The organism is Halorubrum depositum, from assembly GCF_007671725.1.
In the GTDB taxonomy this organism is placed as follows: Archaea; Halobacteriota; Halobacteria; order Halobacteriales; family Haloferacaceae; genus Halorubrum; species Halorubrum depositum.
In genome coordinates, this window is the sequence record NZ_VCNM01000003.1 from 40,178 (window position 1) to 63,646 (window position 23,469).

The 23,469-nt window shown below is 65.1% G+C and carries 17 protein-coding genes; 9 read left to right on the forward strand and 8 right to left on the reverse strand.

Features of this window, described 5'->3' with window-relative positions; translation table 11 throughout:
- Nucleotides 1–158: 158 nt before the first annotated feature.
- From FGM06_RS14530 to FGM06_RS14540, 3 genes are all read right to left on the reverse strand, one after another.
- Nucleotides 159–1,379: a glycosyltransferase gene (locus FGM06_RS14530; RefSeq protein ID WP_144799996.1), complete on the reverse strand. Its 1,221-nt coding sequence runs from the start codon at nucleotides 1,377–1,379 to the stop codon at nucleotides 159–161.
- Nucleotides 1,380–1,436: 57 nt separating this feature from the next.
- Nucleotides 1,437–3,074, reverse strand: coding sequence for a right-handed parallel beta-helix repeat-containing protein (locus FGM06_RS14535; RefSeq protein ID WP_144799997.1), 1,638 nt, complete (start codon nucleotides 3,072–3,074; stop codon nucleotides 1,437–1,439).
- Between the two features lie 102 nt (nucleotides 3,075–3,176).
- On the reverse strand, nucleotides 3,177–4,202 hold the full coding sequence (locus FGM06_RS14540; RefSeq protein ID WP_144799998.1) for a glycosyltransferase family 2 protein: 1,026 nt from the start codon (nucleotides 4,200–4,202) through the stop codon (nucleotides 3,177–3,179).
- 166 nt (nucleotides 4,203–4,368) lie between these two features.
- On the opposite strand from FGM06_RS14540, the gene FGM06_RS14545 reads away from it, so the two are divergent.
- Nucleotides 4,369–5,052, forward strand: coding sequence for a helix-turn-helix domain-containing protein (locus FGM06_RS14545; RefSeq protein WP_144799999.1), 684 nt, complete (start codon nucleotides 4,369–4,371; stop codon nucleotides 5,050–5,052).
- Between the two features lie 86 nt (nucleotides 5,053–5,138).
- Here the strand turns inward: FGM06_RS14545 and FGM06_RS14550 are convergent, their stop codons facing one another.
- The 3 genes from FGM06_RS14550 to FGM06_RS14560 all read right to left on the reverse strand — a co-directional run bounded on the left by FGM06_RS14550 (nucleotide 5,139) and on the right by FGM06_RS14560 (nucleotide 8,454).
- A complete protein-coding gene (locus FGM06_RS14550) occupies nucleotides 5,139–6,653 on the reverse strand; it encodes a pectate lyase family protein (RefSeq protein ID WP_186311043.1) in 1,515 nt (504 codons plus the stop codon).
- Nucleotides 6,654–6,802: 149 nt separating this feature from the next.
- A complete protein-coding gene (locus tag FGM06_RS14555) occupies nucleotides 6,803–7,372 on the reverse strand; it encodes a metal-dependent hydrolase (protein ID WP_144800000.1) in 570 nt (189 codons plus the stop codon).
- Nucleotides 7,372–8,454, reverse strand: a complete 1,083-nt coding sequence (locus tag FGM06_RS14560) for a DUF1616 domain-containing protein (protein WP_144800001.1) — start codon at nucleotides 8,452–8,454, stop codon at nucleotides 7,372–7,374. Before FGM06_RS14560 ends, FGM06_RS14555 begins: the two co-directional genes overlap by 1 nt.
- Before the next feature lie 431 nt (nucleotides 8,455–8,885).
- On the opposite strand from FGM06_RS14560, the gene FGM06_RS14565 reads away from it, so the two are divergent.
- The 6 genes from FGM06_RS14565 (at nucleotide 8,886) to FGM06_RS14590 (ending at nucleotide 16,612) form a co-directional block, all read left to right on the forward strand.
- Nucleotides 8,886–9,467: an acyltransferase gene (locus FGM06_RS14565; RefSeq protein WP_144800002.1), complete on the forward strand. Its 582-nt coding sequence runs from the start codon at nucleotides 8,886–8,888 to the stop codon at nucleotides 9,465–9,467.
- Nucleotides 9,464–10,852, forward strand: a complete 1,389-nt coding sequence (locus tag FGM06_RS14570; protein WP_144800003.1) for a nucleotide sugar dehydrogenase — start codon at nucleotides 9,464–9,466, stop codon at nucleotides 10,850–10,852. The genes FGM06_RS14565 and FGM06_RS14570 overlap by 4 nt, the downstream gene beginning before the upstream one ends.
- Entirely contained in the window at nucleotides 10,845–12,131 is a 1,287-nt protein-coding gene (locus tag FGM06_RS14575; RefSeq protein ID WP_144800004.1) for a nucleotide sugar dehydrogenase, read from the forward strand. The genes FGM06_RS14570 and FGM06_RS14575 overlap by 8 nt, the downstream gene beginning before the upstream one ends.
- Nucleotides 12,132–12,140: 9 nt before the next feature.
- Nucleotides 12,141–13,166, forward strand: coding sequence for a DUF354 domain-containing protein (locus tag FGM06_RS14580; RefSeq protein ID WP_144800005.1), 1,026 nt, complete (start codon nucleotides 12,141–12,143; stop codon nucleotides 13,164–13,166).
- Nucleotides 13,167–13,561: 395 nt separating this feature from the next.
- Nucleotides 13,562–14,596: an ATP-grasp domain-containing protein gene (locus FGM06_RS14585; protein ID WP_241662595.1), complete on the forward strand. Its 1,035-nt coding sequence runs from the start codon at nucleotides 13,562–13,564 to the stop codon at nucleotides 14,594–14,596.
- 123 nt (nucleotides 14,597–14,719) lie between these two features.
- Nucleotides 14,720–16,612 (forward strand): glycosyltransferase family 39 protein, encoded by a 1,893-nt coding sequence (locus tag FGM06_RS14590; protein WP_241662596.1) that lies wholly within the window; start codon nucleotides 14,720–14,722, stop codon nucleotides 16,610–16,612.
- 373 nt (nucleotides 16,613–16,985) lie between these two features.
- Here the strand turns inward: FGM06_RS14590 and FGM06_RS14595 are convergent, their stop codons facing one another.
- Complete coding sequence (locus tag FGM06_RS14595) at nucleotides 16,986–17,876, reverse strand: DsbA family protein (RefSeq protein ID WP_144800007.1); 891 nt, start codon at nucleotides 17,874–17,876, stop codon at nucleotides 16,986–16,988.
- Between the two features lie 367 nt (nucleotides 17,877–18,243).
- On the opposite strand from FGM06_RS14595, the gene glmS reads away from it, so the two are divergent.
- Together glmS and FGM06_RS14605 are read left to right on the forward strand one after the other, a co-directional pair.
- Complete coding sequence (gene glmS, locus FGM06_RS14600; protein ID WP_144800008.1) at nucleotides 18,244–20,052, forward strand: glutamine--fructose-6-phosphate transaminase (isomerizing); 1,809 nt, start codon at nucleotides 18,244–18,246, stop codon at nucleotides 20,050–20,052.
- 28 nt (nucleotides 20,053–20,080) lie between these two features.
- Nucleotides 20,081–21,790, forward strand: a complete 1,710-nt coding sequence (locus FGM06_RS14605) for an asparagine synthase-related protein (RefSeq protein WP_144800009.1) — start codon at nucleotides 20,081–20,083, stop codon at nucleotides 21,788–21,790.
- A gap of 403 nt (nucleotides 21,791–22,193) precedes the next feature.
- Here the strand turns inward: FGM06_RS14605 and glmU are convergent, their stop codons facing one another.
- A complete protein-coding gene (gene glmU, locus FGM06_RS14610) occupies nucleotides 22,194–23,375 on the reverse strand; it encodes a bifunctional sugar-1-phosphate nucleotidylyltransferase/acetyltransferase (protein WP_144800010.1) in 1,182 nt (393 codons plus the stop codon).
- Between the last annotated feature and the right edge of the window lie 94 nt (nucleotides 23,376–23,469).

A 23,469-nucleotide genomic window follows, 5' to 3' on the forward strand; every position in this document is an offset into this window, starting at 1 on the left:
TGGATGACAGTGCACGGAGCTACGGCCGATCGATTCACTCCGAAGAGAGCTAGAACGAGTCGGGTGCCCCGCTGAACCGGTTCGCTGTGGCTCGCAAGGGGCCTCTATCAACGACCGAGTCTTCACGGGGGCCTCGCCCTAATCACGTCGACGCAGACTCAGTGCCCCGCCGGAATCGGCTCTGTTCGCCGCTCTTCGAGGACCTCGACGTAGAGGTCCGCGATCTCCTCGCAGACGTTCTCCCACGTGAACTCGTTCGCGTAGGCCTCGATGGCGTCGGCGTCCCAGTCCCGGTCCAACGCCTCGAGGACGGCGTCGGCGAGTTCGTCGTGTGACTCAGGCCCCTCGACGAGCAGTCCGTAGTCGTCGCTCGTGATGACCTCTTCACTGCCGCCGTTTTCCGTTGCGACGACCGGCGTTCCGCAGGCCATCGCTTCCAGTTGAACGACGCCGAAACTCTCGCTGTAACTCGGGAGGACCATCAGGTCGGCGGCGTTCATCCAGTCGTTCAGCGTCTCCGACTCGACGTAGCCGAGGAGCTCCGTCCGGTCGGCGATGCCGAGTTCCTCGGCGAGCGATTCGAGTTCGTCGCGCATCCCGCCCTGCCCGCCGATGACGAGTCTGGCGTTCGGCTCGGCGTCTCGGACTCGCGTCATCGCGCGCATGAGGTGTTGGAACCCCTTCCGCGGCTTCAGCGTCCCGAGGGCGAACACGACCGGCGTGTCGCCGCCGATACCGAGCCGCTCGCGCGCCGATTCGGTCGGAACCCGCTCGAAGATGTCCGTGTCGTACCCGTTCGGAACGTGGACGACGTCGTCGTTGTACGGTTCGAGTTTCGAGCGATCGCGTCGGTTGACGCGGATCAGTCGATCGGCGTCGGTCCACGCCCGTGTCAGTCGGTCGTTGTCGGAGTCCAGCTGTTCCTGGAACCAGTTGCGGTTCGCGTGAACGGTGAGGAGGTACGGGACGTCGAGCTCCTCTTTCAGGCGCGCGCCGACGTACCCCGACGTCCACGACATGTGGCAGTGGATCAGGTCGAACGAGACCGGGTGGCTCTCGAGTTCCGTTCGAACCTTCCGGGCGTGTTGCTGTCCGAGGAAGTGATCGCGGTGGAAGTCGACGGGGAGATACAAGAGGGGCGTCTCGACGACGTGGACGTTTTCCGGGACGTCCGACCGGGCGATCTTCGAGTCTTTGCCGAATCCGTCTCCGCTGTCACCCGGGAGCCGCGAGGCCACGTCCGCGAACCAGTTGTACCTGACACAGACGGTGACCGTGTCGAAGTACTCCGCGAGCACGTCGACCTGTGACTTGACGAAGTGTTTGTACCCGTGCGAGACGACGAGGAGGTTCTTGTCGACCAGCCGGTCCCGGTCCATGGCCTCACGTGTCCGCGCCGGGCCCTTTCTTATCGGGTAGGTAAGCCGAGAGCCGCCTCAGGCGGGCGGCATCTCGGTGTTGTCGACGACGAAGCCTTCCGCCCCCTTGTCGATGTACCCGCCGTAGAGGACGGAGTCCGTGATGACCACGTCAGTGCCATCCGCGTACAGTTTGATGGCTTCCCGACCGCTGTACGACTGCGCAGTGATCTCGTCGAACCGCGTCCGGCCCCCCGAGTTGATGAAGGGGTGGTGCGTCGCCTTGTAGGTCCCGCCAACGAACAGGTTGTCGTCGGCCAGAACCTGGACGCAGCGACGGTAGCTGTCTCCGGGTTGGTCGATGGTCAAGTTCTCGTAGCGGCCGTTTGCCCGCTCGACGCGAAGTGCCTCTCGTTGGGCGTCCCCCGGGGCAGACCCGGTGATGGTGACGTTCTTCAGCAGGACCATCGCGTCTTCCGGGGTGTCGTTCCCCTGGACGAACACTGCGAAGTTCGACCCGTGGATGTCGATGGTCGTGTCGAGGACGTCGACGCTGCCGGAATCGTCGGTCACCTGGATACCGCGAGAACACCCCCCGTCGTCGTTCAACGCGATGGAACAGTTCTGAATCGTCGCCGTCTCGACGTCGTCGAGGACGAGGATGGCGTTCTCTGCCGGGCCGGTGACCTCGACGTGGGTGTTCTCGACGCGGAGGTCGGACCCCTCGTCGAGGCGAATGCCGCGTTGACTGATTCCCGGGACCATCTCGTCGATGACGACCGTGGCGTCGCGAATACTGCTTTGGTACCCCTTGATGCGGATCGAGGAGACGGAGCTGTTCTTGTAGGTTCCGCCCTCGACGTGAACCGTCCCGTGCGCACCCGAGGCGTACAGCCCGTTGTCCGGGAACCGGCCGAGTTCACAGTCCACGACGCGGATCGTCCCCGCGCTGTACGGATCGATGAGCATCCCCGTCGGGCCGAGGTTGATGTCGCCGATGGTGTCTTCGGAGTACGCGCCGCCGTCCGGCGCGCGGAACCGTTCGACGAGTCCGCGTCCGTTCGCCGCGGTCACGCTGAACAGCGCCGGACCGAGCGTGCCGGTGTCGTGCTGTCCCTCGATCGTGACGTCTCGGACTTCGAGCCCGTCGGTGACGTACGCCTCGATGGCGCGGATCCCCGACTGTGCGCCCGTGAAATCGAAGGTGAAGCCTTCGAAGAGGAGGTCGCGACCGGGCGAGTAGATGACGCCGAGCCGGAAGAGCCGAGCCGCCCCGGAGAACTCGCCCGCGGTGACCAAGTTGCCGTCAATCGCGTCGATTCGCCCGTGGCTGATCGTGGCGTTCGGGCCGTAGAACCCGAGGTTGTCGAACCCGGTCACCCTGAGTTGCTCGTTCATCAGGTACCGCCCCTCCGGGAAGACGAGCAGGGTGTCGTCGTCGACGGCGTCCGAGAGAGCGTCGTCGATCGGGACGCCTCCGGTCGGGTCCGCGCCGGCCTCGACGACGTTCACCACGCTGGAGAACCGGTCGAGATACGCCTGCGGAACGTCGACTGTCATCGTGCTTGCTCGGACGCTGGCCACGGGTTTCGTGAGCGTTCCCCCGACCGCGAGCGCGCCGACCGCGCCGAACAGATAGCTTCGTCTGGTGATGTTCGAGCCGGCGGTGTCGTCCCCCTCGCGGGCCGACCCGGACGCTGAGATATTTTCCTTCACCTAGGAGCGAACGGGCTCCCCCGGTCACTCTCTTTCTCTTCAAATAGACATTCTTTAAATACAGACAGTCTTCAACTCTTGAGATTCGATCGGTCGTGACGGTTACTCGGTGGGAACCGTCGTGTCGTACGTGTCGTCGTCTACCTGCATCTCGAGCGCCTGATTATCGTCGTGGTCGAAGACCGTTCCGAGGAGGAGGAACGCGGCGCCGAAGAGGAGTCCGATGGCCCAACTGCCGGTGCCGGACGGTCCGTCGCCGTCGCCGGAGAGCCCCGAGCCGGCGAGGCCGAGGGCCGAGATGCCCGAGACGGCGGTTCCGAGGAGGTAGAACGCCGCCAGCGGGTGGAAGTCGCGGAGCATGTACTTGTTTTTCACCCGCCAGAAGTAGTTCTGGAGCAGCATCCCCGAGACGCGCGGGATGTACTCGCCGTAGTCGATGTGACTCTTCCAGTCGTCGTCGTACAGGTACTCGGCCGAACACGCGACGTCGGCGACGCGGAGGTTCTCCGTGTTGAGTTTGACGAGCAGGTCGTTGCAGTACCCGTAGTATTCGTACATGCTCTCGATGTCTGCCTCTTTCAGCGCCTCGTGGGAGATGGCGGTGTACCCGTTCTGCGGGTCCATCGTCTTCCAGTACCCGCTCGAAATCTTCGTCAGGTACGAGAGCACGGAGTTACCGACGAGGCGGAAACTCGGCATGGCCGCCAGGTCGTCGCTCTTCATGAAGCGGTTGCCTTTCGAGTAGTCGGCGTCGCCTTCGGCGATGGGGTCGAGGTACTTCGCGAGCTCGTTGGGGTCCATCTGCCCGTCGCCGCCGAGGACCGCGGTGATATCGACTCCGTCCTCGAGCGCCCGGAGGTAGCCCGTCTTGAGCGCCCCGCCGACGCCGCGGTTCTCGTCGTGTTGGATGGGAACGATGACGTCGTCGTAGGCCGGCGATTCGGGGGTGTGGTCGGCGTTGAACGCGTCGGCAGATTCAACGATCTCGTTCCACGTCCCGTCGGTGGATCCGTCGTCGATGACGTACGCGACGTCGACGAACGAGGGCATCGTGTCGATGACGGCTCCGACGTATCCCTCTTCGTTGTACGCCGGCACGACGACGGCGATTGAGTTGTCTTTGTACATTTGAGTGGTGCGCTATCAGTCAGTTGGCGCCTACTGGACGTTATTATAGGCATCGTAGTGTGTCGTGCCGAACTGACGGCGAGTAGTCACGAATCTCCGGCATGTCAGCTTCGCGGTCTTACTATCTATATAATAACCCGTCTACCTCGGTGACGACGACGTATCGATGACCGAGAGACGTGAGAGCGTTTCGCATCCGATATGTCTCGAGGTGCGTCTCGAAGACTCTCGACTGATCTTATCCTCGTTCACCGCGTCGCATCAGGGTCCGGTGACACTGGCGTTCCAACCGACGCAGGGACTCGGATGGGACTGCGCGTTCGTCGCCGTCGAGGAGAGCGACGTTGCGGGAAGCGACATCGAGCGGCTGAGGACCGAGCTGGAGCGTGATCCCACGGTGACGGAAGCGGAGTATATCGGAACGATCGGCGACGAAAGCCGGTTCAAAGTCCTCTTCGAGGGCGGAGTCCCGCTCCTTCCCCCGGAGACGACTGAGATGGGCGTACACGTCATCTCCGCTCGGCACGCCGATGGGGATTGGAACATCCTGATGCACGTTCCCGCCCACTCGACGCTGCACCGCATACAGTCCCATTATCACGACCACGGGATCACGTTTCGCGTCAAACGACTTCACGTCGCTCGAGAGACGGATATCGGTGCCGAGACGACGCTGCCACCGGGACAGCACAAAGCGCTGCTCGTCGCCTACCGAAACGGCTACTTTCAGGTCCCTCGGGACGTCTCACAGGAGGAAATCGCCGACGAGCTCGACATCTCAAAGTCGGGTGTGTCACAGCGCCTTCGTCGAGCGATCGACCGTCTCATCGAAGCGACGCTGGACCCGTAATAGGCCCCGTCAGTCGGCGGTAACGCTGTCGTCGGTGGCGGGCCGGAGAGCGCTCCGCGTACGCGTCGGGGACCGACCGGAGCCGATTAGAGGAACCAGTTGCCGTCGTAGTCGACGTCGACGGTACCGGACTCCCAGACGCCGTTGTAGAGTGTGGATTCGACGATGTCGACGCCCGAGGAGCCGTCGAGTATCTTCATCCCCTCGTCGTCGCCGAGCGACCGCGCAGTGATTCCGCGGACCCTCGTCCCGTCGGCGTCGTTGACGAGCGGAATGTGCGTCGTCTCGAGGTCGCCCCAGCGGAAGGTACAGCCGTCGCCCGTGACCTTGATACCGCGTCGGTAGTCGTCGCCCGTCTGCTCGACGTCGAACCGATCGAACGTCCCGTTACCCCGCTCGATACGGACGGCGTGGCGACCGTTGGAGCCGTCGCCGCTCCCCGTGACGCTCGATTTCAGGACGTACACCGGATCCGCGTCCGCGCTGCTCGGCCCCTGGACGTGGAGCGCCTGACCGGGCGTGTTGAACTCGATCTCGGTGCCGATGATGTCGATCTTTCCCGCGTTCGGCGAGACGGAGACCGCCCTTGTGGGGGTCTCGCCGTCGACGACGACCCGCGAGTTCTGAATTCGTGCCCACTCGACGCCGTTCAGAACGCTGATCGCATGGCCGTTGGGCTCCGTCAGGTGAACGTCCGTGTTCTCTATCCAGTTGTATTTCCCGCCGTCGAGGCGGATCCCGCGCTGGTTCGCGTCGCTGTCGCGTCGATCGTCGACGATGACCGTGGCGTCGTGGATCGAACTGTAGTCACCCGAGAGCCGGATGCTCGCGATGTTACTGTTCTTGAAGAGGCCTCCGTCGACGACGACTCGTCCGCCCTCGGTCGAACAGTAGAGGCCGTTATCCGGCCACGGGCCGACCTCACAGTCGCGAACCCAGATTTTGCCGTCGTGGTGCGAGGTGACGATGATCCCCGTCGGCCCCACGTTGATATCTCCCGACGTGTTCGCCGAGAACTCGCCCCCGTCCGGTATCCGGACGTTCGCGATGGTTCCGATACCGGACGGGTCGGTGATATCGAAGAGGAACGGGCCTTTGTTTCCGCTGTCGTGTTCCCCGCGCACTTCGAGGTCCTCGACGAGCAGATCGTCGCTGACCTGTGCCTGCAGCGCTCGCAGACCGGTGTCGTCGGCCGTGAAGTCGAAGTCGAACCCCTCGACGTAGAGGTCCTCCCCCGGCTGGTCGAACGTCCCCAGTTTGAACAGCCACTGCCCGTCGTAGTCGGCCGCCGGGACGATGGTCGCGTTGTCCCCGCGAAGGTCGAACCCACGGAAGCCGACGTGGCGGACGGTGTCGTCCATCAGGTATTCCCCCTCCGGGAAATACAGCGTCGTCCCGTCGTCGAACGGTATCGCGTCTAAGACCGGGTTGATAGACTCCCCTCCCGTCGGATCCGCTCCCTCCTCGACGACGTTTATCCAGTCGTCTTCGGCGGTCGCGGTTCCCGCGAACGAGAGCGCCCCGAGTACCCCTCCGATTCCCTGTACTGCTCGCCGACGCGTTAGTCTCTCACTGCCTTCATCTACGCTCGTCTTGCGCATCGGGTGAATCTGACAGAGTCCGCCTATTGAGTATTTTCGGGGTTTATCGCACTATTCAGCTGGAAAATGCGGATTGAAGTACATATGCCCATGTCGATTCTCGCATCGAGGCGCGTGTGTTACGATATGTCGGGGGCGACGGCGCGGAATCAGCGGCCCGCGTCGACGATCCGTCGAACTCGACGAATCCCGGGCGTCCCGTCGAGCACCCAGAGGACGACGACGCACGCGAAAACCCCGCCGTATCCCAGGACCAACACGAGGTTCTCCGGGTCCGTCATCTGCGCGACGAACGACCCGAAGTAGGTCGCGAAGCGTTCGATAAACCCGAGGCGAGTCTCGTAGGCGTCGAACGTCACGACGGGCCAGAGGAGGCGTCCGAGGTTCGGGCCGTTCGCTCGGAGAGCGAGGGCGTCACCGGCGAGGTGCGAGCCGTAAGACAGGAGGAACGCGGCCGCGACGCGCGCCCGGTTCCGCGTCCACAGCGCGCCCGCGACGAGGGCCGCGACCGGAAGGCCGATCAGCACCGAGTGTGCGGGACCGTACCCCGACGGGACGACGCCGAGCGTCCACGACAGCGTCTTGTCGACGAGGTCAGGCGCCTGCGTCGCCAGCGCGAGAGTCAGCCCTTCGGTGTCGCTGATAGGCTTTCCCCAGGCGATCCGATGCAGGACGGAGTACCAGACGTAGCCGAAGATCAGGTGCTCCCACGGCCACATCAGGCGCTCGCGCCCCCAGTCGGCGGCGACCGAATCGCCGGCGTACCGCCGTCGCCGTCGCCGACGGTGACGACCAGTTGGACGGTCCGGTAGGCGTTCTGGCGGGTCGGGTTCTCGGGGGCCTCACCCCGGTAGACGTGGAATACGAGTCGGAGCGAATCACCCGACATCGTGGGCGTCACGTCGCGCTGGAGGTACGCCGTCTCCCCGTCTTCGACCGACTGTTGCGCCCGCCAGAGCTCGCGCTTCTCGACGACTCGCGACCCGTTGGCGGTTCTGTCTAACCGCTGGAGTTCACTGACCACGGTGTACCTCTGGGTCTGGTGTTCGTGGTTCGCGATAGCGAGCGTCGTCTGGGTGGGTTCACCCCGCGTGAGCTGCTGCGGATACCCGCCGGCGTCGTACTCGGACCCGTTCTCGGTCACGAGGTACGCTTCGGTGAACTCCGCGTCGGGAGACTGCGTCTCGACCATAGCGAAGCCCACGCTGCTGAGGAACAGGAGGACGCTCACGACGACGAGCACGTGGACGACGAGCGAGATCGACGACCCGCGAGACCCGCCGGAGAGCGGTGATCTGGTGTCGCCAACCGCGTCCGGCAGGCTTCCCAGCGCGACGGCGAGGGAGGGGAGCCCGGCGCGCGTTTCTCTCGGGAGCGTCGCTCGCCGCACGATGGCGACGGCGGTGAACAGCATCGTCACCGCGAACGCGCCCACGCCGGTGATCGGCGCGGCGAAGCCGAGTCCGAGGAAGTTCGTGATCAGCGCGATGCCGCCGACGATAGCGAGGCTCAACGCCGCCGCGAGGGCCAGCCGGACCGAGAAGAGGAGGCCCGCGGTGTGCGTTGTCGGGCGCGTCAGCGCCTGGTCGGCGTCCATCCTATCGGATTCGACGTCCGAACGTCGCTCCGGGAAGACGGCCGCGAGGACCGCGTATCCCGGGTAGAGGACGATGAGCGGGACGACGAAGAGACTTCGGAGGATCGACCCCGGCACGCCGAGGAGGATGACCGCGAGTGCGGTCACCGCGCCCACGACGACGAGGAGCAAGTCGAGTGTCCACCGGGGGTGAGACGTGTTCATCGACCGCGGCTTGTCGTGCCCACCTCAAAAATGGCCGAGATCGTTCACACCCGAAACACGGCGAATACAGCCCTTACGGAGCCGATAAGGACGGTATCTAAACACCGGCCGTACCCCCGTGAAGCGAGCGATACGCCGATATTTCGACGAGTCGCCCGGCGGCGTCTCGGTGGAATTCGCCCTACGAAACCCCCAATGTGGCACGCTCACGGGCGCTCTGGGCCTTACTGTCCCGATAATAATGGCTCTCTCGTGTGACCGGTAGTTCGAGTCGCGGGCTACGGCGGTCCGCGGAGTGATACACAGATGCGTACCAGAATCAAATTCGCCGCGTTGCTCGTCGCACTGCTCGTACTCGCTACCACCCTCCGCTCGACCGACGACGGGTCGAGTCCGAACGGGACCGAGGCGACCGTCGACTCGACAGGGCCATGAGCTCGTACGTCACGGGAACCGGGTGTGAGATCGACGACGACGTTACCATCGGCTATCCCGCCGGTGATGACCCCGAGCGGACGGTCATCGGGGACGACGCGACGATTCGCTCCGGAACCGTCATCTACAGCGACGTCGAGATCGGTGACGGATTCGCCACGGGCCACGACGCGCTCGTGCGGGAGGACACCCGACTCGGCGACGACGTGGTCGTCGGCACCAAGACCGTCGTCGACGGGACCTCAGTCGTCGGCTCGAACGTCAGCCTCCAGAGCCGCGTCTACGTGCCCACCGACACCCGCATCGGCAACGACGTCTTCGTCGGCCCCGGGTCGGTGCTGACGAACGACCCGTATCCGGTCCGCCAGGACATCGAGATGGTCGGCCCGACGCTCGAGGACGGCGTCTCCGTCGGCGGCAACGCGACCGTGCTCCCCGACGTGACCGTCGGCGAGGACGCGTTCGTCGCCGCCGGGGCGGTCGTCACCGAAGACGTACCGCCGGAGACGCTGGCCGTCGGAACGCCCGCTGAACACCGTCGGCTGCCGCCGAAACTGCAAGCAGAGAACTCGATATGAGCTCACAAACAGCCCTGACTAACCTCTACGGTTCGACTCGCTCCGAAGACGAACAGATCGCTGCACTCACCTCCGGTGACGTCCCGGTCGGCGTCTACGGACTCGGCAAGATGGGCCTCCCGCTCGCCTCGGTCTACGCCGACACCACCGGCAACGTGACCGGTGCGGACATCGACGGCGACGTCGTCCGCGAGATCAACGGCGGACGAAGCCACATCGTCGGTGAGCCCGGTCTCGGGGACCTCGTGGAGGACCTCGTCGCGGACGGCGCGCTCACCGCGAGCACCGAACCCCGCGAAGTCGCCGAAGCGGCGGCCGTCCACGTGGTTATCGTCCCGACGCTCGTCGACGAGGACGACCGCCCGGACCTCTCGGTCATCGAGGCGGTGACCGACGCCATCGGCAGGGGGCTCGACGAGGGCGACCTCGTCATCTTCGAGTCGACGCTTCCGCCGCGTTCCTGTCGCGACGTCCTCCTCCCCCAGCTCGAGGCCGAAAGCGGCCTCTCGCTGGGCGAGTTCGGCCTCGCGTTCTGTCCCGAGCGGACCTCCTCCGGGCGCGCGCTCGAGGACATCCGCGGCGCGTACCCGAAAGTCGTCGGCGGTGCCGACGCCGAGAGCGCCCGCGCCGCGGCGCTCATCTACGACCAGATCTCCTCGAACGAGGTCATCACCGTCTCGGACACGACGACGGCGGAAGCGGTCAAGGTGTTCGAAGGCGTCTACCGCGACGTCAACATCGCCCTCGCGAACGAGCTCGCGACCCACGCCGACGAGTTCGGGATCGACGTCACCGAGGCCATCGACGTGGCCAACACCCAGCCCTTCTGTGAGATCCACACGCCTGGCGCCGGCGTCGGCGGCCACTGCATCCCCTACTATCCGCAGTTCCTGATCAAGCAGTTCGAGACCGAGGCGCCCCTCATGCGGACCGCTCGCGACGTGAACGACGAGATGCCGCACGTCACCGCACAGACGGCGCTCGACGAGCTGCGGGCGCGCGGCGTCGACCCGGAAGACGCCTCCGTCCTCGTCCTCGGACTGACCTACCGGGCCGGCGTCGAGGAGATTCGCAAGACGCCGGCGCTCCCCGTCATCGAGCATCTCGACGACGCGGGCGCTGGCGTGTTCGCGAGCGACCCGATTCTCGACGACACCGCCGTCTTCGAGGACGCGGGCGCGACCATCGTCGGTGACGTGAACGGCCACGACCTGTCGGTGGACGCCGTCGTCCTCGTGACCGCTCACGAGTCGTTCGACTACCTCGACGTCCCGGAGCTCGGCGTCGACTCCCGCCCGGTCGTGTTCGTCGACGGGCGACAGGCCGCGACCGAGTACCGCGACGACGAGGACGTCGCCTACCGAGGAATCGGTCTCCATGACTGAGACCGTCTGCGTCGTCGGGCTGGGCTACGTCGGCCTGCCGTTGGCCATCGAGTTCGACGACGCCGGGAAGTCGGTCATCGGCTACGACGTGGACCCCGACAAGGTCGCCGATCTCGACGCCGGGATCGACCCGACCGGGGACGTCACCGACGAGGGCGTCGCGAGCTCCGACGTGACGTTCACGACCGCCGAGTCGCGGATCTGGGAGGCGGACTACGTCATCGTGACGGTGCCGACGCCGGTCGACAGCATGGAGAACCCGAACCTTCAGTACGTGGAGTCGGCCGCCGAGACCATCGGCGGACACGTCTCGCCCGGAACGACCGTCGTCCTCGAGTCGACGGTCTACCCCGGCGCGACGGAGTCCGTCCTCGCCCCGGCCCTCGAGTCCGAGTCGGAGTTCACCGTCGGCGAGGACGTCTTCGTCGGCTACTCGCCGGAGCGCGCCTCGCCCGGTGACACCGGACGGAGCGTCAGCGACGTGGTCAAGGTCGTCGGAGCGAACAGCGAGGAGGTCCGCGAGGACCTCGCCGACCTCTACGGGAGCATCGTGGACGCCGGTATCCATCGGGCGCCGGACATCGAGACCGCGGAGGCGTCGAAGGTCATCGAGAACGTCCAGCGGGACATGAACATCGCCCTGATCAACGAGCTGGCCATCGCCTGCGACCACATGGGGCTGACGACGAAAGACGTCCTCGAGGCGTCCGGGACCAAGTGGAACTTCCACGACGAGTACTCGCCCGGGTTCGTCGGCGGGCACTGCATCCCCGTCGACCCGTTCTACCTCACCTATCAGTCGAAGCGCGACGGGTTCTCGCCGAAACTCGTGTTGCAGGCGCGCGAGATCAACGAGTACGTCCCCGTCCACGCCGCCCGCAAGACGGTCAAGACGATCAACGACGCCGGTCGGGTCCTGCAGGACACGCGCCTGTTAGTCCTGGGTCTCGCCTACAAACCCGGCGTCGGCGACATCCGCAGTTCCGAAGTCGGATCGATGATAGAGAAGCTAGACGAGTTCGACATCGACTGCGTGGGGTACGACCCGCACGCGAACCCGGAGGAGTCGCGGGACGTCTTCGACATCGAGGTGACCGAATCGGTCGACCTCGCGGCCTACGACGGAGTCGTCGTCGCGACGGCCCACGAGGAGTTCTCCGGCTACGAACTCGAGTCGATGGCGTCGGCGCTCGATTCCGACCCGGTCATGGTCGACGTGGCGGACGTGTTCGACGCCGACGAGGCCGCCGAGCACGGGTTCCACTACGCACAGCTGTGAGTGATTGACATGGATGTCCTCATCACGATCCAGCATCCCGCGCACGTCCACTTCTTCAAGCACGCCATCGAGGAGCTGGAGGAACTCGGCCACGAGGTCTACGTCCGCGCGCTCGACAAGGACGTCGCGTTGTCGCTCCTGAACGGATACGACATCGACTACGAGGTCGTCGGGTCTCGCGGTGGGTCGCTGGCCGGTACGGCGGTGTCGACGCTCGCGATCGAGTACCGCCTGTACCGCGACGCGAGAGCGATCGGCCCCGACGTGATGACGGCGATCGGCGGTATCGAGGCCGCACACGTCGCGAAGCTGATCGACGCGGACAGCGTCATCTTCACCGACACCGAGCACGCGACGCTGTCGAATCGGTTGACGTTCCCCTTCGCGGACGAGATCGCGACGCCCGACTGTTATCTCGACGACGCCGGCCCCAACCAGTACCGATACCCGAGTTACCACGAGCTCGCCTACCTCCACCCCGACCGGTTCGACCCGGATCCGTCCGTGCTCGACGAACTCCCCGTCGACGCCGACGACACCTACGCAGTCCTTCGGTTGGTCAGTTGGGGTGCGGCGCACGACGTCGGCGACGAGGGACTCGCCGACCTCACGGAACTGGTCGATCGCCTCGAGGAGACGGGGGCGGACATCCTCGTCTCGGCCGAGGACGACGCACTCCCCCCGGGGCTCGACGGGTACGGTATCGACATCGACCCGAACCTCATCCATCACGTTCTCGCGTACGCCGATCTCTTCGTCGGAGAGAGCGGGACGATGGCGTCCGAGAGTGCCGTCCTCGGCACGCCGTCGGTGTACGTCCACAGTGCGAACCCCGGCCTCATGCGTGACCTCTCGGCGCACGACCTGCTGTTCGGGTATCACGGTGAGCGTCGGAACGAACGCGCCGCGAGTCGGGCAGTCGACATCCTCGAGTCGCCGGAGATTGACTGGGAGCAGCGCCGCCGGGACCTCCTCGACCAGAAGACCGACGCGACGGACGTCGTCGTCGATCGAGTGCTCTCGGCCGCCAAGTAGCCTCGAATCCGCCGTCCGCCGGACGTGATGCGTCACCGGTCGAACGACCGAACGACGTTCGGAACGGCTCGTCGCGATCGGACGCGCGTCGCCGGCGGCGTCGTCTCTGTTCTCGCGTTCGTCGTCCCGGGCGTGAGCGAGTCGTCCCGTGTGAGTCCGGGCGGGTCGTCGGCGGACCGGGTCCCCACCGGGAGTCGAGGTCGGGGAGTACCCGTCCGGCCCGTCGCGCTGAGCGTGCGGCCACGCACAGAGACCCCGATCCGGCTATACGGTCGAATTTCGACGGGAGAGCACATTTATCGGCTACATAATAAGGGGCCTATGGCGCCCGTACTCTCCTGATGACGCTACCAGATACAGCTCGACGTTCCGGTCGGGAGCGGGACGTGACCGTGATGGTGACGGGTGCCGGCACGCCCGGTGCTTTGGGCATCATCAAGGCCGTCCGCCGGACCGATGCGTTCGATCCTCACATCGTCGGCGTCGAAACGATCCCCGACGCGAGCGGATTCCCCCTCGTTGACACCGCGGAGACCGTCTCCGCGGGCGACGACTTCATCCCGGACGTGATTGACGTCGCGCGGCGTGAGGACGTCGACGTGGTGTTCCCGCTCCAGCCGACGGACCTCCGGTCGCTCTCCGAGGCGAAGCCCAGATTCGAGAGCGAGGGTATCGAGGTGATGGTCTCGGATCCCGGAACGTTGTCCACCGCGACGGACACCGGGCGACTGTACGACCATCTCGTTCGACATGGCCATCACATCGTACCGGAGTTCTACCGCGTCTCGACCTGCGACGAGTTCGTCGACGCGGTTCGCGCGCTCGGATACCCCGATCGGCGCGTCTGTTTCAAGCGCTCCGACGGCGACGAGGTACGCGTCCTCGACTCGGAGGCGGACCGCTCCAACGTCCTGCTGGATACGCAGCCGAACAACACGGTGAACACGCTGGACGGCGTCCTCCCGGTTTTCGAGGAGACCGAACCGTTTCCGGATCTCATCGTGACGGAGTATCTCCCGGGCGACGAGTACAGCGTCGACGTCGTCGCCCGCGAAGACGACGTTCCGGTTACGGTCTCTCGTTCTCACGACGAAATCGATGCCGGACGCTCGTACACGGGGACGATCGAAGAGGCGCCGGAACTCATCGAAAGCGCGCGCCAGATCTGCGCGCTCCTCGACGTAGAGTACAACGCCAACGTCCGGTTTAAGTACGCCGCCGACGGCACGCCGAAGCTCGTCGGGGTCAACCCGTACCTCTCCGAGTCCGTCACCGCGTGTGTCGGTGCAGGCGCGAACATCCCCTCACAGAGCGTGCAGCACGCACTCGGCTGGGACCTCCCGGAGGTCACCGTCGATTGGGGGACGCACGTCACCCACGACTGGCAGGAGATCGTCTTCCGCCCCGAGAAGAGCCCGACAACAATCTAACGACCCGCCGAGTCGGCATTCTCTGACTCGGCACTCACACCTCGATACATGAATCCGATTTCATCGATACACGGACGGTTACGACAGGCAGAACTCGACGTACTGGTAGCGATTGTCGGCCTGGTGCTCGCCCTCGGGATGTTCCCCCTGCGGTTCCTGTCGTCACAGATATTCATCGTGACGCTCCCGCCGATATTGGGTGTCGGCTGTCTCCTCTACCTCGCGGCGGCCCGCGGGACCCGGACGACTGACGGACTCCCGACGCTGACGCCGTCAGCGACGAGACTGCTCTCCGTCGGCGTCTTCCTCGGCCTCGCCGCGATGGTCTTCTTGGCCGCGTTACAGGGGCAGCGAAGCGTCCTGTTCATGGACGTCGGCGGCGTCGTCGGGGTCCTGCTCCTCGGGCAGATACTGCTCGCACCGGACGAGGAGCTGCGCCCGGGAGTGTTCCTCGCGCAGGTCATCGTGTTCTCGTTCGTCGTCCGATTCGCCGCGCTCTACACCACGACGGGGTACGTCGGCATCGACATCTGGTCGCACACGACGTTCATCGAGACGATACTCCGGACCGACTCGCTGTCGGCTATCAGCGAGATCAAGTACTACGCGTCGCCGCTGTACCATCTGCTCGCCGCGACGTCCACCAATCTGTTAGGCCTGTCGCTGCGGAACGCGCTGTACCTCTCTCTCGGCGTCGTGATGCCGCTCATTCCGCTGTTCGTCTACGGCACGGCCCGTCTGCTCGTGCCGCTCCGGTGGTCGCTCGCGGCGGCGGCGCTCTACGCGATGGGCGACCAGGTCATCCGATGGGGAATCCACCTCATCCCGACGAGCATGGGACTCGTGTTCTTCCTCGCGTGCATGTACAGTCTCGTGCGGATCACCCACGCCAGCGAGCGATGGCGCGACTTCGGTCTGCTCGTACTATTTAGCACCGCCATCATCCTCACGCACCAGGTGTCGTCGTTCATCATGCTAGTGTTGCTCTTCGCGGGGCTCGCCGCGCAGATACTGCTCCAGTTCAGCTTCTTCACCGAGGAACCGGACGCCCTGTCGTTCACTGGCGGGGGGTCGAACCCGGTGAACCTCATCGGTCTCGTGGGGTTCAACCTCGGGCTCATCGTCTTCACGTGGTCGCTGACCCCGTACAAGGGCGACACCTTCCTCGAGACCGTCCTCAGCTACCTCTACGTGAACTTGTTCAACGCCGGGTTCCTGACCGGTGTCAGCGGGAGCGGGGGGTCCGAGGGCGCCTCCGGCGTCGCCGGCGGCGGCGGGCAGACGCTCCTCTCGCAGATGTCGACGTACGTCACCGAAGCGGGATTCCTCCTGCTGATCTTCGCAGGCGTCTTGGGGTGTCTCACCGTCCTCAAGCGGTCGCGTGCGACACAGACGACGTACACCTTCGTCGGTGCCATCGTCGCGATGCTGTTCGTCGTCCTCGGCCTCCCGCTGTTCGGTATCGAGAGCTTCGTGCCGGGCCGCTGGATCGGGTTCCTCTACGCGCTCCTCGCCATCGTCGGCGTCCTCGGGTTCCGTCACCTCGCGAACCGAACGTCGCTCAAGGTCGCCGGCGTCGTCCTGCTCATGCTCGTGCTGATCTACCCGAACGTGATGATCATGTCGAACGACGGCGCGATGGACAGTCCGGTGTTCTCGGACCAACACGAACGGCTCTCGTACACCGACCAGGAGCTCGCCGCGGTCGACACGTACGGCAACGCCCGTCCGACCGACGAAGGAGGCGAGATCTACACCGACTTGCCGTACGGGACAGTGTGGGAACGAACAGACGCGCATCCGGCCGAACCGCTCCCCGCGGAGGCGGGACGGCCGGTGCCGCAAGGGACTTCGGTGTACCGGGACTACCAGTCCGAGAGCGCCTCGTACTTCATGAACAGTCAGACCGAGGCGGCAACGAACCTCAACCCGTCGAAGACGGACGTCTGCCCGTCGACGACCAACCACGTCTACGCGAACGGGCAGGTCACCGTCTGCACGCTGCCCGGGTCCTGATCGACCGCGGCCGCTCTTCTCGGATCTCGCGTCCCCGCCGCGCCGACGGACGGTCGTCCTGCGGAACGCGAAGCGCGGATCGGTCAGTGCGTCTCGACGGACGGTCGAACCGCCGTCGGCGACGATGCCACGCGGTGCGTTCCTCGCGTTGCGGCGACGCCCCGCGAGGGACGGTCGACCGTCTACTCGGGGTCGGCGTGTTCTTCCGCGGGGTTTCCGGACGGGTCGAGGAGAATCCGCCCGCGACGGTCGGCACGGAACACGCGTCAACCGCTGAGCGCCTGCGGCTGGAAACGGTGCGAAAACACGGGAGTTGCCTCCGCGAAGCGGCTCTCGTCCGACTGCTCGGGTTCGTTGGAGTCCGCGGCCGCGTCTAGTTTCCGTCGGTCGCGGTGCCGTTACCGCCGGACGAGTCGTCGCCGGATCCCGACGCCCCGTCGGCCGCCCGTTCGAACTGCTCGCGGGTCGACTCGGGGTCGACGGTCGGTGCCGTCACGGAGTCGCCGTAGGCGACGCGCGGAACGGTCGTGATCTCGAGTCCGTCGGCGCGTTCGGCGGACTGTTCGACGCTCCGATTGTACGTTCGGGAGCGAATGGCCTGTCGGATCTGGTCGAGTCCGTCGACGTCCGCGTGCTCGGCGAAGCGAACGAGGTTGTCGGTCGTCGCCCACTCGAATCGCCCCTGCGGCTGGTTGGCGAAGACGTACGCGAAGTAGTCCCAGAACGACGACGGGTCGATGTCCCAGACGGCGAGGCCCGCCTCGGTCGCTCTCGGCGCGTCCTCGCCGAGATACGGTTCGCCGTCTACGTACGCCACGTTTCGGAACTCGACGGAGACGTCGCCGGTGGCGACGAAGTCGTCGACGAGGTCGTCGAACTGTTCGTTGACGAACTCCTGCGTGTACGGGCACTTCCAGTTCCCGTAGAGGGTGACCGTCGTGTCGGCGGTCCCCAGCGTCGGATATCGTTGACGCGGTCGCTCTTCGAGGAGGGAGCTGCTCGGCACGTCGATGTCCGGTTCGGAGATCGTCTCCGGCCGGTCGCCCGGGGCCACTTGATCGTCGGTCGCGGTCCCGTTTTCGGTCGCGGCATCGCTCTCGGTCGCGTTCGTCGCGGTGTTCTGTGGCGCCGAGGCGTTCGTCGACGTTCGTTCGGGCTCCGAGTCGGTCTGATCGACGACGCTCGCACAGCCGCTCAGTACCGGCACCGCGGCGACCGCTGATACTCCGAGCAACCGTCGTCTGCTCACCGGGTTGTCGTCCATACATACTACCCGGGCGTGAACGACATTATTATCGGTCGTGTAAGGCGTGCTGGAAGGCGTTCTCGCTTCTGACGTCGTGCCTAAACCGGGAGCAACGGAGCACGGACGGGATCCGTCCGGAAACCGCTCGACTCGGCGGCCATGAGTCCTCGGTTGTCAGCCGTATCGTCCCTTAGCGCATCTATAGTAATGGGGCTCTCAGCGCATGGAGGTTGTCAGGGGCAACCCGTCCGCCCGCGGACCCCGATAACCATGAAACGCCAGACTCAACGCTCGGCTGCGACGAACCAGACCACACCGACCAGTTCGAATGCAAAGACCGGTCGTACAGACCGCCGCGCCCCCGCCCGTAGGGAGGTGCGCTGATATGTGTGGCATCATCGCCCACATCGGGGACGAGCGAGTGCTGAATCCGATCGTGACCGGCCTCGAGAAGCTCGAATACCGCGGCTACGATTCGGCGGGGATCGCGGTGAAGAACGGGTCCGGACTCGACGTCTGGAAGTGCTCGGGCCGCGTCTCGGACCTCAAGGAAACCATCGACGGCGAGGAGTCCAAAGCGAACCTCGGTATCGGCCACACGCGGTGGAGTACTCACGGTCCGCCGAGCGACGAGAACGCACATCCGCACACGGACGGTTCAGACCGCGTCGCCGCCGTTCACAACGGCATCATCGAGAACCACGAGTCCATCAAGGAGCGGCTGATCGAGGAGGGGTACGAGTTCACGAGCGACACCGACACCGAGGTCATCCCCAACCTCATCGCGTACTACCTCGACCGAGGGAACGAAGCGCTCAGCGCGTTCGAGCAGACGATAGACGACCTAGAGGGGAGCTACGCCATCGCGGTGATCGTTGACGGCATCGACTCCATCTTCGCCGCCCGCCGAGGGTCGCCACTCGTCCTCGGTATCGAGGACGAGAGTTACTACCTCGCAAGCGACGTTCCGGCGTTCCTCGACCACACGGACGAGGTCGTCTACCTCGAGGACGGCGACAGCATCGAAGTCCGGGAGGAGCGGGTCAACTTCATCGACGAGAACGATCAGACGGCCCAACACGAGATCGAGCAGGTCGACTGGCAACCCGAGGAGACGGGCAAGGGCCAGTACGACCACTTCATGCTGAAGGAGATCCACAGCCAACCGACCTCGCTTCAGAAGACCGTCGAGGGCCGTCTCGACACCGACGCCGGTACCACGGACCTCGACATCGACAAGGACCTCTCCGACATCGACACCGTCCACCTCGTCGGATGTGGTACCTCGTACCACGCCGCCCTCTTCGGGGCGAGCCTGCTGAACCGCTGTGACGTCTCCGCGCGAGCGATCCGTGCCAGCGAGTACGAGGCCAACACCGGTACGCCGCCGGGGAACAGACTCTTCGTCGCCGTCACCCAGAGCGGCGAGACGGCCGACACGCTCGGTGCGCTCTGGCAGGCCAACGAGGCGGGCGTCGAGACGCTCGCAGTGACGAACGTCGTCCAATCGACGGCGGCGCGGGAGGCGGACGAGGCCCTGTACATCCGCGCGGGGCCCGAGATCGGCGTCGCGGCGACGAAGACGTTCTCGTCGCAGGCCGTGCTGCTCACGATGCTCAGTCAGCACCTCGCTCGCGTTAACGAGAGCGGGAATCGGGTCGAGGACGCGGACGAACTCGTGGCGGACCTCATGGAGCTGCCTGACGAGGTCGAGCACATTCTCCAGTCGAGTGACACCGCCCGATTGGCGCGGAAGTTCCTCCACAGCGAGTCCTACTTCTTCATCGGCCGCGGCCTCGGCTGTTCGGTCGCGAAGGAGGGCGCGCTGAAGTTCAAGGAGATCACCTACGAACACGCCGAGGGGTTCGCTTCCGGCGAACTCAAACACGGCCCCCTGGCGCTCGTCACTGAGAAGACGCCGGTGTTCGCGGTCTGTGCCGAGGACAACGAGAAGACGGTGACGAACGCGAAGGAAGCCCAGGCGCGAGGCGCATCGATCGTCGCCGTCTCGCCGCCCGACCACGGCATCGTCGACACCGCCGACGACCACCTCTACGTGCCCGACCTGCACTCCGTCTGTTCGAACCTCCTGGCGAACGTTCAGCTGCAGCTGCTGTCGTACCACTGCGCGACCGAGCTGGATCGGGCCATCGACAAACCGCGTAACCTCGCGAAGAGCGTCACCGTCGAATGACACCGATTTTCAACCGTCCCTACGAACGATGAACAAGGAACTGTTTGGCGTACTCGACGACGACGGCGCGTTCAACGAGCTAGCGTCGCGGCCGAGCTTCGACCGGGTCGCCGACGGCGAGAGCGCGACCGTCGCGATCCGAGACCCGGCAATCGGGTTCCCCGGTCGGTCGGCCATCCACAGCGACGAGCGCGGTCACTGTATCCTCTGGGGGGAGATATTTCCCCCGGACGGCGTTTCGACCCAGGTCGCCGAGTACACCCTGGATCGATACGAGGAGGTCGGCACCGACGCGTTCGCCGAGCTCAACGGGTCGTTCCTGGCGTTCGTCGAACTCGACGACGAGGCGATCGTCGCCACCGACCCGGCACGGACGTGGCAGTGCTTCTACGCGGACACGCCCGACGGTCGGGTCTTCGGAACGAACCCGCAACGCGTGCTCTCGGCGGTTCCGAACACGGAGGTCGACAGGCGCGGCTTGCTCGAATTCGCCCACATGGGCGTCGTCGTCGACGAGCGAACCGTGTTCGACCGCCTCAGTACGATCCCGTTCGACGGCTACATCACGGGGGAGGAGACGGGAACGCTGTCTCGGTTCGTCTACGACCCGGCGGACCCGGAGGCGTTCGACTACGTCGACGAACTCGCCGACCGTATCGAGCGTGCAATCGCCCGCCGGTCGAACTACCCGGGGAAGACGGGGCTCCTCCTGAGTGGGGGGTACGACTCTCGCACGATCGTCGCCCAACACCCGGGAATCGATATCTGTTACACGCTCGGGGAACCCGACCATCCAGAGGTCGAAGTTGCACGTGACATCGCCGGTCAGTACGGAGCCGACCACAAGACGCTCGTCGCGGACGACGACTACCTCAACGTGGACGAGGACGTCATCGAGTACTCCATGGGGACCCGCGAGTCGGTCCACGTCCACCATGCGGGGTGTGACGAGAAGATGGACGTCGACACCATCTTCCACGGGTTGTTCTTCGACACGTTCCTTCGTGGCCACTTCCTCCCACGGAACGCCATCGAGTTCCTCGGGAACAGGTTCCCGCTTCAGGGGCTCAACCCGGACCCGAACCCGACGGAGGTACTCTCCTCGAAGTTCGGCTATCACCCTGCGTGCGACCACATCTTCCCCGAGTGCTACGAGGAGTTCGACACGAGCATGGACCTGATCGACGACGTGGTCGACGAGCAGTTCGACAAATGGTCGGACCGCTACGACAACGTCTACGATAGCATCGCGCTCATCGGCATCCAGAACCAGCCGACGCTTCCGTTCCACTTCGAGCTGGCCGACAACTACATCGAGTCGTTCGTCGCCGCCGACGCCGAACTCATCGACTGGCACCTGAAGACGCCGCCGGAAAAACGCAACACGAAGACGATGAAGAAAGCGGTGCGGAAACTGAACCCGGACATCTTCCGTCACCGCCCGCCGGACCGGCCACACCACTCGTTCCGGAAGAATCAGGTCGAGAAGTTCCTGCGGCGGAAGATGCCGGTTATCGACCCGTTCAGTTCGCCGTGGCCGGACATGGACGCCCAGTACGCCGAAAACGAGCTCGATCGCAAACTGTTCCCCGGCTATCCGAGCATCCACGAGCTACCGGTGAGGGTCAAACTCCGCATCAACGACATCACCAAATGGATGAACTCGTCCGTCGATGAGAACCTCCTCACACCGAACGACGTGCTGTGTCCGCCGCCGAAGATTCCCACGGAGCCCTGAGCCGGCTGGTCGATTTGGGTGTCGGCCGCGGTGGTCCGAACTGACGCCATGCGGTCGCTGTCGACGGGTCGAGTGCCGTCTGTAGCCGCTCGCGTCGACGGCTCGTCTGACCGCGCCTGGTTCACTGCGCCGTGAATCCCGGAGAGGAGCCGAACCGCTGTTGAACCCGCAGCGACTACTCGTAAGAGCGTCGAATGCGGGCTCGAAATGCGGCACACGAGGCTTGTCAGTTGTCGATGGAGGCCGCGGAGTCGCCCGATCGATCCGGTCCGTGCCTCGCAGGTGGCTCGTCAACGGAAAGCGCCGCGTCGAGTGCGGTTCGTCGAGCGCCGAGCGGAGGAGGGGCGGTGGTCGGCAGACGGACACCCGTTTCGGCGGTGCGGGTCACTCGGTCACGTCGGCGTCACTTGTCGTGCGCCACGATCTCGCCGGGGGTGGTTCGAGCGCCCTCCGACAGTGTCACACCGGCGTTGAGACCGGTGTTGATGCCGGTCTTCACGCCGTCACCCACGACGACGCCGAACTTCTTGCGGCCCGTCGAGACGCGCTCGCCTTTGACCGTGAGTTCGACGTCCTCGTCGTCGTGGCGGAGGTTCGCGACGTTGGTGCCGGCACCGAAGTTCGCGTTCCGGCCGACGACGCTGTCGCCGACGTACGAGAGGTGCCCGACGTTCGTGTTCTCCAGGACGACGCTGTTTTTGATCTCGACGGCGTGGCCGATGTGGACGTCGGGGGCGATGAACGTGCTCCCCCGGACGTAGGCGTTCGGTCCGACGGACGCCCCCTTCGAGACGTACGCCGGTCCCTCGATGACGCTGCCGCCGCGAACGGTCGCGCCGTCCTCGACGACGACGGACCCCTGAATCGTCGCGTCGTCGCTCACCTCGCCGTCGACGCGGCGGTCGAACGTTCCGAGCTTCCACTCGTTCGCTTCGAGTAGCTCCCACGGCCGGCCGACGTCCATCCAGCGGTCGAGGGTGACGGGTGAGACGGTGTACTCCGAGATGACTCGGTCGAGCACGTCGGTGAGTTCGCGTTCGCCGCGCTCGCTCGGCGACACGTCGAGCATGTCGCGTGCTTCCTCGGGGAAGACGTACGCGCCGGCGTTCACGAGGTCGTTTTGCGGAGCGTCGGGCTTCTCCACGATGTTCGTCACCGCGCCGTCGGAGACGTTCAGGACGCCGTAGTTCGAGGGGTTCGGGACCCGAATCGAGGCGATACTCGGCGCGGCGTCGAACAGCCTGTCGATCCCCTCGGGGTCGTAGAGGTTGTCGCCGTAGAGCACCGAGAAGGGGCCGTCGATGTGTTCTTTGGTGGCGTGGACGGCGTCGGCGGTTCCCTGCTGTTCGTCTTGGACGACGTACGAGACGGGGACGCCGCGATACGACGATCCGAAGTAGTCTCGGACGATCTCTTCGCCGTATCCGACGACGAACACGAGTTCGTCGGCACCGGCCTCGACCGCCGCCTCGGCGGTGTGGGCGGTGATCGGTTGGCCGGCGACCGACAGCATCGGTTTGGGGACCTCGTTCGACAACGGCCGCATTCGAGTGCCTTTGCCCGCCGCGAGAACGATCGCTTGCATGCCCAAGCGTAGTCGAATGATGCGGTTTATTATACGCAAAATAAGCGTCTATCGGGGCCGAAACGTCAGTTGCGGGAGCGTTTAGTACTGTGGT